Genomic DNA, 12,080 nt, shown 5'->3' on the forward strand with positions numbered 1-12,080 from the left:
CCGGGCGTCAAGTAAGTTTTTCCCGGGAGTGCGCAGTGCGGTCCGGGAAGTGCGCGGAACAGGAGGTGCGTAGGAGGATGGGCGGCACGATGGACAGCACCAGGCAGCAGCGACGCCGCGGGGACACCCGCCAGCGCATCCAGGACGTGGCACTCGAGCTCTTCGCCGAGCAGGGGTACGAGAAGACCTCGCTGCGCGAGATCGCCGAGCGCCTCGACGTCACCAAGGCGGCGCTGTACTACCACTTCAAGACCAAGGAAGAGATCCTCGTCGGCATCTTCGAGGATCTGACCCGGCCGATCGGGGACCTGATCGCGTGGGGGCGGGAGCAGCCGCACACCCTGGAGACGAAGCAGGAGATCGTCCGCCGCTACGGCGAGGTGCTGGCGGGCGCGGCGCCGCTGTTCCGCTTCATGCAGGAGAACCAGGCGACGGTGCGGGACCTGCGCATCGGCGAGATGTTCAAGACCCGCATGCTCGGCCTGCGCGACATCCTCATCGACCCGGAAGCGGACCTGGTCGACCAGGTCCGCTGCGTCAGTGCGATGTTCACCCTGCACGCCGGGATGTTCGTCCTCCAGGATCTGGAGGACGACCCCGAGAAGAGGCGTGCGGCCGTTCTCGAGGTCGCCACCGACCTGGTGGCCCAGGCACACCGGAGCGCGGGGGGCGCGTAGCCCCCCGCGCCCCGGCCCCTGGCCCTCTGGCCGGGCCTGTGACCTCTGGGGTTGCCCCTTAGACGGTCACGCCCTTGGCGCGCAGGAAGGCGACCGGGTCGACGGCCGAGCCGTAGTTCGGGGTCGTACGGATCTCGAAGTGCAGGTGCGGGCCGCTGGAGTTGCCCGTGTTACCGGACTTGGCGATGGACTGGCCGGTCTTCACGACCTGGCCGGCGTTCACGTTGATCTTGGACAGGTGCGCGTACTGGGAGTACGTGCCGTTGCCGTGCTTGATCACGATCGCGTTGCCGTAGGCGGGGCCGTCACCGGCGCCGTTGCCGCCGGCCTTGACGACGGTGCCGCCGTGCGCGGCGACGACGTTGGTGCCGATCGGCACGGCGAAGTCCTGGCCGCTGTGCTTGCTCGCCCACATGCCGCCGTTCTGGGCGAAGCTCGCGGTGAGCTTGTAGTTCTTCACCGGGTCCACCCAGGAGGCGGCCTTCTTCTTGGTGGCCGTCTTCTTGGCGTTGACGGTCTTCGCGCTCGTGGCCTTGCCGGCCTTCGCCGCCTCGGCCTGCGCCGCGGCCTGGGCCTCGACGGCGCTCGCGGCGGTGGAGGTGCTGGCCGCCGTGGTGCCGGTGGCGGCCGCGACCCCGGCTCCCAGTGCGACCGAGGCTCCGAGGCCGGCGGCCATCACCGCGGCGCGGGTGCGGATGGTCGTACGGGAAGAACGGGACGTGACACGCGGAAACATTCGAACCTCATGGGGACGGGAACAGAGGGATGCCCCTCCGGCGTGACGCGAAGGCGCTCACCGGGCGGGCTCCACATTGGTAACCCGAGGGGCCCGAACCGCACAAAGGTGTGACCTACGACGTTATTTAGTACTTCAGCACGATACTTCTCGACCCTCGACAGAGCCCTCATAACGGACAGAACCAGCTCAGAGGCCTGCAAATCGACCGCCCGAGCACTCCGATATGCCCGTTTTCGTAGTTCTTGCGGCTTCCACTATTCCCCGTAGTACAGGGCGAACGGCCTGTGCGGCACATCACCGGCGGCCATGATCGAAGGGCCGGTGAATGTGACGGGGGCTACGCCGAAGCGGCCTTTCGGACGGCTCGTGGGCGGCGTGGGGGGCGTGGATCCGGCAGCGTTCGGGACCAGGCTCGCGGCGGGCCCGGTCGGTCCGCCGGCGAAGCAGCCGCTCGTGCGGGAGGGCCCGGGCGCCGGGCCGGCCGCCAGGCCGGTACGGCTGTCCGCGCCGGTCTCCTTCCGGGGCGAGAGGCGGACCCCGGCGAGCGGCGGTAGCCGCGCAAGCTGGTCCGTGAGCTGGCGGAGCGGGGCGCACGCCAGCCGCCCCGCGGCAGAGACCGAGCTGGACGCCGTGACCGACGCGCTCCACCGGACGCCGCACGCCCTGGGTGACCTGGACCCCGACGACGTACAGGCCGTACGGCTGGGCCGCGAGGAACGCGCCGCCCGACTGCACGAGGCGGCGGGCGGTGACGCGGACCTGCGGCGCCTCGACGCGGACGCGGAGGCCCTGCGCACCCTGGCCCGGTCCGGCGCAGCCTCGCCCGGCCCGGGCGCCCGGGCGCCCGGCTGCCCGTCCCCGGCGACTCCCTGACCGCGGTCGGCTGCCCGCTCGCCGGCGACTTCCTGACCGCGGCCGGCTGCCCGCTCGCCGGCCGGCTGCCCGCTCGCCGGCCCCCAGCCGCCCATATGGGCGGAGCGCGTGCTCTCCGCCGGACGCGGGGTGCTGCTGATGGACGGCGTGGACGAGGTGCCGGCCCGGGGAACGCGCCCGCACCCGGCGCCGGCTGGGCGACCTGTCCGCCGCCATCCCGGTGAACCCGCGCTCCCCGCACTGGCCTCAAAGCAGAAATCGGTCATCTTCTGCAAGGCCCTGGCGACTTACCGGCCAGTAACCCTACGGTTCCTCTCACGTCACCCTCGCCATCGAGCATGCACTCGAAAACAAGCAGCGCGTACGGACGAGAGAGGTACTCCATGAACAGACGCCCCTGGCTGCGTCGCGCATCGGTGAGCGCGGTCTCCGCCGCCGCCCTCGTCGCCCTCGCCTCCCCGGCGGATGCCGCGGCCCCCACGCACTCCTCCGCGCCCGCCGCCGTGGCGGCCGCGGCGGCCGACGTCGACTACGACACCTGGCAGCGCGACTGCCGGGCGGTGATGGACCAGGCGCTGCCCTACCTCAAGGAGCGCATCGCCGACGCCGCACCCGGCGAGAAGCAGGCGATCGTCCTCGACATCGACAACACCTCGCTGGAGACCGACTTCGGCTTCAGCTACCCGCAGCCCGCCAACCGGCCGGTCCTGGAGGCCGCCCAGTACGCCCAGGAGCGCGGCGTCGCCCTGTTCTTCGTGACCGCCCGCCCGGGCATCATCGAGGCGCCCACCGAGTGGAACCTCGCCCACGCCGGCTACAAGTCCTCCGGCGTCCACGTCCGCGGCTTCCTCGACCTGTTCCGGAACGTCGCCGAGTACAAGACCGAACAGCGCGCCGAGATCGAGTCGAAGGGCTACACGATCATCGCGAACATCGGCAACAGCGCCACCGACCTGTCGGGCGGCCACGCCGAGAAGACCTTCAAGCTCCCCGACTACGACGGCCAGTTGTCCTGACACCGACCGATAGGCTCCACCCCTGGTCGAACGATCACGGGGGTGGCACATGGAACCGGCGGTGCTCGGCGGGAAGTTGGCGTCCAGCCTGGTCGCCCCGCTGGTGAAGAAGCTCTTCGTCACGGGCGGTCCCGGCGCCGGACTGGTCGACCGGCCGGTCCGGCTGACCCGCCTGGTCTCCTTCCGGGGCGAACAGCGCCACCTCGGTGAGGCGGAGGTGCGCAGGCTCGCCGGGCGGCTCGTCGGGGCGTCCCTGGACTCCCCCGGCGAGCCGCCCTTCCCGCGCGACGAGGAGACGGCCGTCGCCGACGCCCTCGCCGCCCGGCTGCTCGCCCTCGGCGACCTGGACATGGACGACGTCCAGGCCGTGCGGCTGGGGCACCGGGAACTGGCGGACCGGCTGCGCCGGCAGGCTTCGAGGCCCGGGTCGGGCGCCGACCTGTCCGCCGACGCCGGCTACTTCCTCGACTCCGCGACCGAGTGGGCCTGCCTGCACATCCTGGAGTTCTTCACCCGGCGCTCCACCTTCGTCGCCCGGACCCTGGTGGCCCAGACCCGCGGCCAGGCCGAGCTGATCGCCAAGGTCGACGAGCTGATCACCCGCATGCCCAGGCCGGACGCCCGGGACACGGCGTTCGAGCGCCGCTACCTGCCGTACGTCGCCGAGCAGTGCAACCGCATCACCATCTACGGCATCGACCTGCGCGACTCCCCCGACCGCTGGCCCCTCGAAGTCGCCTATCTGAGCCTGGAGGCGACCGGCACCGAGGAGCGGGCCACCCTCCCCGGGGAACCCCCCGAGCCGGAACGCACCGTCCACCTCTCCGCCGAGGAGGCCCTGCGCGGCGACGACCGCGTGCTGCTGCGCGGCGACGCGGGCTCCGGCAAGACGACCCTGGTGCAATGGCTGGCGGTGACCGCCGCGCGGGAGAGTTCCCGGGTCCCCTACGTCCTGCCGCTGCGCACCCTGATCCGTGCGGGCGCGCTTCCTGCTCCGGCGGCCTTCCTCACCGCGGTGAGCTGCCCGCTCACCCCGCCGGACGGCTGGGCGGAGCGGGTGCTGAGCGCCGGCCGGGGCCTGGTCCTCGTCGACGGCCTGGACGAGATCCCCGCCGCCGACCGGAACCGCACCCGCGACTGGCTCCTCGCCCTCATCCGCGCCTTTCCGGGCAACCGCTGGCTGCTCACCTCCCGCCCCACCGCCGTACGCCCCGACTGGCTGGCCGCGGAGGGCTTCCGGGAACTGGCCCTCACCCCGATGCGCCAGGACGACGTCACCACCTTCGTGCGGCGCTGGCACGCGGCGGCCGACGCCCCCGAGTACGAGGCGAAGCTGCTGGACGCCCTGCGCACCAAGCGGGACCTCGCCCGGCTCGCCACCAACCCGCTGATGTGCGGCCTGATCTGCGCCCTGCACCGGGAGCGACGCGGCTACCTCCCCACGGGCCGCAAGGAGCTGTACGACGCCGCCCTGACGATGCTGCTGGCCCGCCGGGACCGGGAGCGGGGCATGGAGGCCGTCGACCTGGGCGAGGAGGCACAGCTGGAGCTGCTCCAGCGGCTGGCGTACGCGCTGGTGCTGAGCGGGCGTACGGAGATGGACCTCGCCACGGCCGAGGGCATCGTGGAGCGTGCCCTGCCGTCGGTCGCCTCGGCGGCGGGGCAGGGGGACGCGGCGACGGTACTGCGGACGCTGGTCCTGCGCAGCGGGCTGCTCCGGCGCCCCGGCGAGGGATCCCTCGACTTCGTCCACCGCACCTTCCAGGACTACCTGGGCGCGCGGTACGCGGTCGAGGAGGGCCACCTCGACGTCATCGCGGGCCACGCGGGCGACACGCAGTGGGAGGACGTGATCCGCATGGCGGTGGCCCACGCCCGGCCCGGGGAGCGGGCGGTCCTGCTGCGGCGGCTGCTGGCGGAGGACACCCCACGGCTGACGCTGCTGGCCCTGGCCTGCCTGGAGCACGCCACAGCGCTCGATCCGGCGGTGCGGGCGGAGGTGGAGGCGCGGGCGGGGGCGCTGATCCCCCCACGGTCGACGGCGGACGCGAAGGCGCTGGCGGAGGCGGGACCGCTGGTGCTGGAGCTGCTTCCGGGGCCTGAGGGGCTGACGGATGTGGAGGCGCACGGGGTCACGGTGACGGCTTCGCTGCTGGGCGGGCAGGAGCCGGTCGGCGCGCTCGCGGTACTGCAGCGGTTCCGAGCGCATCCGGCGCTCGATGTACGGCGCCAACTGGTGGGGACGTGGGAACGGTTCGACGCGCAGGAGTACGCAGCGGAGATCTTGAACCACCTGGATCGGGCGGACCTGATCCTCACCTGCGCGACCGACGTTCAGCGCGCCGCCATCACCGGAATGCGTCCGTGGAGTCGACTTGCGTTCAGCGGAGCGCACAGCCTGTCCGACGTTCTTACGGGCATGGGTGCCCCGCGGCCGTTGGAAGAGCTCTATCTCCTCAAGAACCCGGTCCTGACCGACCTGGGCGGGCTCGCCGCCTTTGGTTCCCTGCGCCGCCTGACGCTGGACGCCTGCCCTTCGGTTCGCGAACTCGGGCAGCTCGCGCCGCTCTCACTCAAGGAGCTGGTGATCGGCCCGATCGCCGATCTCACGGGTCTTCGCGAGCTGGCCTCGCTCGACCTGCTGTCCGTGGCCCAGTGGCTCCCCGGGACCCGGCTGACCGAGTCCCTACCTCTGCCGGCGCCGCTGGAGATCCTCTTCCTGGGCCCCGGAACCACCGCCACGACGGGCCTCCGCGGCTTGTCGCACTGGAGCGGCCTGAAGGTACTCAGTCTGGCCCTCACCACTTCGCTCACCGCGGATGACTGGGAGGAGGTCTCTCTGCTGCCCCTGCTGACCAGCCTGCATCTGCATGCCTCGCTTTTCCCCTACGGTCTCGGGCCCATGCCCGTGCTCCCCTGCGTCACCCACCTGCGTCTGCCGACCCTCAGCGGGCACGAGGACGTATCGGTCCTGGCGACCCGCCTTCCCGGTGTCCGTACGGTCGTCGTCGAGCCCGCCCCCGGCGCGCACGTCGACATCACCCGGTTCGCCTCCCTCTTCCCCGACGCCGAGGTGACGCTGAAGGATCGCTGACGCGGCAAGAAGAGAGGGGCTGCGCCGGGACCGAAGTCCCGGGGCAGCCCCTTACTCGACGCACCCCCGGAGGGCTACGCCTCCTTGCTCAGGTTCGGCCCGGCACCGCCGGCCGCCTGCTCGATCGGCGGGACGTCGGGCAGCGCCGACTTCTCCTCACCCCGGAAGGTGAAGGTCTTGGCGTCGCCCTCGCCCTCGGTGTCCACGACCACGATGTGGCCGGGGCGCAGCTCGCCGAAGAGGATCTTCTCCGACAGGGTGTCCTCGACCTCGCGCTGGATCGTGCGGCGCAGCGGACGCGCGCCCAGCACCGGGTCGTAGCCCTTCTTGGACAGCAGCTCCTTGGCGGACTGGGAGAGCTCGATGCCCATGTCCCGGTCCTTGAGGCGCTCGTCGACCTTGTCGATCATCAGGTCGACGATCCGCAGGATGTCGTCCTGGCTGAGCTGCGGGAAGACGACCACGTCGTCGACGCGGTTGAGGAACTCGGGCCGGAAGTGCTGCTTGAGCTCGTCCTGGACCTTGTTCTTCATGCGCTCGTAGTTGGTCTTCGTGTCGCCCGCGGCGGCGAAGCCGAGGTTGAAGCCCTTGGAGATGTCCCGGGTGCCGAGGTTGGTCGTCATGATGATGACCGTGTTCTTGAAGTCCACGACCCGGCCCTGGGAGTCGGTCAGACGACCGTCCTCCAGGATCTGCAGCAGCGAGTTGAAGATGTCCGGGTGGGCCTTCTCGACCTCGTCGAAGAGGACGACCGAGAACGGCTTGCGGCGGACCTTCTCCGTCAGCTGGCCGCCCTCCTCGTAGCCCACGTAGCCGGGGGGCGAACCGAAGAGACGCGACACCGTGTGCTTCTCGCTGAACTCCGACATGTCGAGGGAGATCAGCGCGTCCTCGTCACCGAAGAGGAACTCGGCGAGCGCCTTGGACAGCTCGGTCTTACCGACACCGGACGGACCGGCGAAGATGAATGAGCCACCGGGACGCTTCGGGTCCTTCAGGCCGGCACGGGTACGGCGGATCGCCTTGGACAGCGCCTTGACGGCGTCGACCTGGCCGATGACCCGCTTGTGGAGCTCGTCCTCCATGCGCAGCAGGCGGGACGACTCCTCCTCGGTCAGCTTGAAGACCGGGATGCCGGTCGCCGTGGCGAGGACCTCGGCGATCAGCTCGCCGTCGACCTCGGCGACGACGTCCATGTCGCCGGCCTTCCACTCCTTCTCCCGCTTGGCCTTGGCGGCCAGGAGCTGCTTCTCCTTGTCGCGGAGGGAGGCGGCCTTCTCGAAGTCCTGCGAGTCGATCGCGGACTCCTTGTCGCGGCGGACGCCGGCGATCTTCTCGTCGAACTCGCGCAGGTCCGGCGGCGCGGTCATCCGGCGGATGCGCATCCGGGAGCCGGCCTCGTCGATCAGGTCGATCGCCTTGTCCGGCAGGAAGCGGTCCGAGATGTAGCGGTCGGCGAGCGTGGCCGCCTGGACCAGGGCCTCGTCCGTGATGGAGACGCGGTGATGCGCCTCGTAGCGGTCGCGCAGGCCCTTGAGGATCTCGATCGTGTGCGGCAGCGACGGCTCCGCGACCTGGATCGGCTGGAAGCGGCGCTCGAGGGCCGCGTCCTTCTCCAGGTGCTTGCGGTACTCGTCCAGCGTGGTGGCGCCGATGGTCTGCAGCTCACCGCGGGCCAGCATCGGCTTCAGGATCGAAGCGGCGTCGATGGCGCCCTCGGCGGCACCCGCACCGACCAGCGTGTGCAGCTCGTCGATGAACAGGATGATGTCGCCGCGGGTGCGGATCTCCTTGAGGACCTTCTTCAGGCGCTCCTCGAAGTCACCGCGGTAGCGGGAGCCGGCGACCAGCGCGCCGAGGTCCAGGGTGTAGAGGTGCTTGTCCTTGAGGGTCTCGGGCACCTCGCCCTTGACGATGGCCTGCGCGAGGCCCTCGACGACGGCGGTCTTGCCGACGCCGGGCTCACCGATCAGGACCGGGTTGTTCTTGGTACGGCGGGACAGCACCTGCATGACCCGCTCGATCTCCTTCTCGCGCCCGATGACCGGGTCGAGCTTGGACTCACGAGCGGCCTGGGTGAGGTTCCGGCCGAACTGGTCGAGGACCAGGGACGTGGAGGGCGTGCCCTCGGCAGGACCGCCGGCGGTGGCGGTCTCCTTGCCCTGGTATCCGGAGAGCAGCTGGATGACCTGCTGCCGCACCCGGTTGAGGTCGGCACCCAGCTTGACCAGGACCTGGGCGGCGACGCCCTCGCCCTCACGGATCAGGCCGAGCAGGATGTGCTCCGTGCCGATGTAGTTGTGACCCAGCTGGAGGGCCTCGCGGAGCGACAGCTCCAGGACCTTCTTGGCACGGGGGGTGAAGGGGATGTGACCCGACGGGGCCTGCTGGCCCTGCCCGATGATCTCCTCCACCTGCTGGCGGACCGCCTCGAGCGAAATCCCGAGGCTCTCAAGGGCCTTGGCGGCGACACCCTCACCCTCGTGGATCAGGCCCAGGAGGATGTGCTCGGTGCCGATGTAGTTGTGGTTGAGCATCCGGGCTTCTTCCTGAGCCAGGACGACAACCCGCCGCGCGCGGTCGGTGAACCTCTCGAACATCGTTAATCGCTCCTCAGAGCGGTCAGGCAGTAAGGGGAACTTCCCCTCCCTGTCCTTCCGCAGCTTAGTCCCGCAAGCGGGGACCGCTCATTCCAACTGCCGACACCGTCGATGGCCTCCTGACCCCTGACGCCGACATCTGCCACAACCCGATGGTGCGAGACGATGTTCCCGCAGGCCAAGCACTTACCCCACTCGCCAGTACGCCGATGGCGAACGTGAGACGGCCCAATCTGCGTGTCGCCCCCTCCCACTAGGGATGTCTTACCCGCACGCACTGGCACTCCATGCCGCGCGCATCGATTCCCTCCGCTACGGGCGAACAACCTTGCGCCTCCCCGCACCCCCGCACGCCCCCACTTCCGGCACTCTGCGCATTCGTCCCGGTACCCAGCGTAACCCGCGCGCCTTTCCGGCTGTTGCACTTGGCATGGCCGGCGCCCCGCCCTCGGTTCCCACACCCTCGCTTCCCACGCACCCCGCAGCCCCCACGCTTCCGTTCCCTCGCCGACCGCTCGAAGCGGGCGGCCCGGGCTCGGCCCCGTCCCCCTGGGAGCGGGTGCGGTGGTGGTACGAGAACGTGCTCGGCTGGCCGACGGTGCCCGGGGTGCCGGTACGGCTCCGCACGGGCGTCCGCTTCGACGTCCTGGACGTCCCCGCCGAGGCCGGTCACGCGGCACTGGAACGGCTCGGGCGAGCCGGTCCGGTCCTGCGGCGCCCCGGCTTTCCGGTGGCCGTGCGGGGCGGGCGGATGTCGCTGCTCGTGGCGGCGGGAAGCGCGGAGGAACTGCCCGGGCTGCTGGAATGGCTGGAATGGGGCGCGCTGCCGCTCGACCTGAGAGCGGTCGGTGCGGGCGGCTTCATGGAGGCGCCCATGGCACCCGGGCCCGGGCCGTCCGGGCTGCCGCCGCGCCCCCCGGGCCGCGACGGCCCGCAGGGGGCCGCCGTCTGGCTGCGACCCCCGGAACCGGGGTGCGGGGGCGAGGCCTCGCTGCCGACGCTGTCGGCCATGGGGGGCACTGGACCGGCCCCCGATCTCGCACGGCTGGTCCACACGCTGGCGACTCAGTGCCACCGGGTCCGGCTCTTCCCGCCCTCCCGGACCTGCCGGCCGACGCGCTGAGGCCGTCCGGGACGGGTCCTGTGGCGCGGGTCGGGTGCGGTGGTCAGCCGTTGGCCTGCTCGTACGCCTCGCGAACCTTCGCGGGAACACGGCCGCGGTCGTTGACGTCCCAGCCGTTCTCCTTCGCCCAGGCGCGGATGGCCGCGGTGTCCTGGCTGCCACCGGAAGACGCGCGTGCCTTGCCGCGGCCGCCCGAAGCACGGCCCCCGGTACGGCGGCCGCCCTTCAGGTAAGGGTCGAGAAGACTGCGGAGCTTGTCCGCATTGGCGGTGGTGAGATCGATCTCGTACGTCTTGCCGTCCAGCGCGAACGTCACGGTCTCGTCTGCCTCGCCACCGTCGAGGTCATCGACAAGAAGGACCTGAACCTTCTGTGCCACCGGATTTCCTTTCATCGATAACTTGAGGGCCGGAGGTCCGCCGGCATCCGCCGTATCGCCGCCCCTTGTTATATGCAGTACTGCACTACGTCGGAAAGCAAACCGCTTTTGCCGGAAAAACACAAACCCCCGGCGGAGACCGGTAGCCTGCCCCGGGGCCGAAAAGATACGCGTTTCGGACATAGGGAACCCGCGAACGGTCCGTCGGCGGAATAAACTGCGACGAAGGACTGCGCAGGAGTGCGGATGCCGGACGATGCCCGGTGATCACAGATGCAGAAGCATCCGGCTGTTGCCCAAGGTGTTCGGTTTCACTCGTTCGAGACCCAGGAACTCCGCTACGCCCTCGTCATAGGAACGTAGCAGCTCCGCGTAGACATCCGCGTCGACGGGCGTCTCACCGATCTCCACGAAGCCGTGCTTGACGAAGAAGTCCACTTCGAAGGTCAGGCAGAAAACGCGGCGAACACCGAGCCGGCGCGCGGTCTCCAGCAACTTCTCCAGCAACTGATGGCCGACGCCGACGCCCTTCAGACCGGGCTTCACCGCGAGAGTCCGCACTTCAGCGAGGTCTTCCCACATCACGTGCAGGGCACCGCAGCCGACCACCTCGGCGTTGTCGTCCCGTTCCGCGATCCAGAACTCCTGGATGCTCTCGTAAAGCGTCACCATCGCTTTGTCGAGCAGGATGCGGTCACGGACGTACGCGTCGAGGAGCCGGCGCACGTCGGGGACATCACTGGTGCGGGCCCGCCGGACGGTGATGGCTTTTGACATGTGGGGACGCTATCGCTCGCCGGCGTCCGGTGCCGAGCCGGGGCCCGGTGCGGGGGTTTCGGGGCCTGGCGCGCGGGTTTCGGGGCCCGGCGCGCGGGTTTCGGGGCCCTGCACGATGCGGATGGCATCTCTGAGCGCCTCGCGCTGTTCCTCGCTCATCATGCCGAAGAAGGCGATGAGGGCGGCGGTGGGGTTGTCACTCTGGGACCATGCGTCGTTCATCAGCGCGGCGGCGTACGCGGCGCGGGTGGAGACCGCCTCATATCGATAGGCCCGGCCTTCCGCCTCACGGCGCACCCAGCCCTTCTGATGGAGATTGTCCAGAACGGTCATCACGGTGGTGTACGCGATGGACCGTTCCTGTTGGAGGTCTTCCAGGACTTCTCGAACGGTCACGGGGCGGTTCCACTTCCACACCCTCGTCATGACCGCGTCTTCGAGTTCTCCCAATGGGCGAGGCACGCTCTGAACGATAGTGGGAGATCCCGGCGATCGCGTGCCGGACGTGCATCTCTGCAGGCACATGGGCACAAAAAGGGCGTACGGCTCCTCGCGGTGGGTGCGGGGAGTCGTACGCGGGTGAGGTGCCAGCCCCGCCGGGGGGGGAGGTGGCGGGCCGGTCAGGCCTCGGGGTGTGCGGGTGCCTGGCGGGCGCCCTCCGCCCGTGCGAGGGCGGCGTCGACGGCCGCGTCCTCCTTGGCCTTGTTGGCGCCGCCCTGGGTCTTCACGATCACCCTGATCACGCCGATGAAGAACACGGCCATGACGGCCGGGGGCAGGAGCGCGGAGACGTAGTCCATGG

Annotated in this window: 11 protein-coding genes; 5 read left to right on the plus strand and 6 right to left on the minus strand. The window is 70.3% G+C overall.

Going from position 1 to position 12,080, the window contains the following annotated elements; genetic code table 11:
- Positions 1-77 precede the first annotated feature (77 nt).
- A complete protein-coding gene (locus ACP4J0_RS29465) occupies positions 78-677 on the plus strand; it encodes a TetR/AcrR family transcriptional regulator (protein ID WP_426601767.1) in 600 nt (199 codons plus the stop codon).
- A gap of 58 nt (positions 678-735) precedes the next feature.
- On the opposite strand, the gene ACP4J0_RS29470 is transcribed toward ACP4J0_RS29465, so the two are convergent.
- Positions 736-1,413, minus strand: coding sequence for a M23 family metallopeptidase (locus ACP4J0_RS29470; protein ID WP_426601768.1), 678 nt, complete (start codon positions 1,411-1,413; stop codon positions 736-738).
- A gap of 309 nt (positions 1,414-1,722) precedes the next feature.
- Between ACP4J0_RS29470 and ACP4J0_RS29475 the strand changes: the two genes are divergently transcribed.
- The 3 genes from ACP4J0_RS29475 (at position 1,723) to ACP4J0_RS29485 (ending at position 6,399) form a co-directional block, all read left to right on the plus strand.
- The gene (locus ACP4J0_RS29475) at positions 1,723-2,289 is read left to right on the plus strand and encodes a hypothetical protein (protein WP_426601769.1); all 567 of its coding nucleotides are present in this window, start codon (positions 1,723-1,725) and stop codon (positions 2,287-2,289) included.
- Between the two features lie 383 nt (positions 2,290-2,672).
- Positions 2,673-3,305, plus strand: a complete 633-nt coding sequence (locus tag ACP4J0_RS29480; RefSeq protein WP_426601770.1) for an HAD family acid phosphatase — start codon at positions 2,673-2,675, stop codon at positions 3,303-3,305.
- 49 nt (positions 3,306-3,354) lie between these two features.
- Entirely contained in the window at positions 3,355-6,399 is a 3,045-nt protein-coding gene (locus ACP4J0_RS29485; protein ID WP_426601771.1) for an NACHT domain-containing protein, read from the plus strand.
- Between the two features lie 74 nt (positions 6,400-6,473).
- Here ACP4J0_RS29485 and ACP4J0_RS29490 read toward each other — a convergent pair whose 3' ends face one another.
- A complete protein-coding gene (locus ACP4J0_RS29490; RefSeq protein ID WP_426557712.1) occupies positions 6,474-8,999 on the minus strand; it encodes an ATP-dependent Clp protease ATP-binding subunit in 2,526 nt (841 codons plus the stop codon).
- Between the two features lie 430 nt (positions 9,000-9,429).
- On the opposite strand from ACP4J0_RS29490, the gene ACP4J0_RS29495 reads away from it, so the two are divergent.
- Positions 9,430-10,122, plus strand: coding sequence for an SCO3374 family protein (locus tag ACP4J0_RS29495; protein ID WP_426601772.1), 693 nt, complete (start codon positions 9,430-9,432; stop codon positions 10,120-10,122).
- A gap of 43 nt (positions 10,123-10,165) precedes the next feature.
- Here ACP4J0_RS29495 and ACP4J0_RS29500 read toward each other — a convergent pair whose 3' ends face one another.
- The 4 genes from ACP4J0_RS29500 to ACP4J0_RS29515 form a co-directional block, all read right to left on the minus strand.
- Positions 10,166-10,501, minus strand: coding sequence for a histone-like nucleoid-structuring protein Lsr2 (locus ACP4J0_RS29500; RefSeq protein ID WP_426601773.1), 336 nt, complete (start codon positions 10,499-10,501; stop codon positions 10,166-10,168).
- A 267-nt stretch (positions 10,502-10,768) separates the two neighbouring features.
- Positions 10,769-11,278: an amino-acid N-acetyltransferase gene (locus tag ACP4J0_RS29505; protein ID WP_426601774.1), complete on the minus strand. Its 510-nt coding sequence runs from the start codon at positions 11,276-11,278 to the stop codon at positions 10,769-10,771.
- A gap of 9 nt (positions 11,279-11,287) precedes the next feature.
- Positions 11,288-11,704, minus strand: coding sequence for a BlaI/MecI/CopY family transcriptional regulator (locus ACP4J0_RS29510; protein WP_426601804.1), 417 nt, complete (start codon positions 11,702-11,704; stop codon positions 11,288-11,290).
- Between the two features lie 194 nt (positions 11,705-11,898).
- Positions 11,899-12,078 (minus strand): hypothetical protein, encoded by a 180-nt coding sequence (locus ACP4J0_RS29515; protein WP_279564289.1) that lies wholly within the window; start codon positions 12,076-12,078, stop codon positions 11,899-11,901.
- Between the last annotated feature and the right edge of the window lie 2 nt (positions 12,079-12,080).

This window comes from Streptomyces sp. WG7, from assembly GCF_049975785.1.
Classification (GTDB): domain Bacteria; phylum Actinomycetota; class Actinomycetes; order Streptomycetales; family Streptomycetaceae; genus Streptomyces.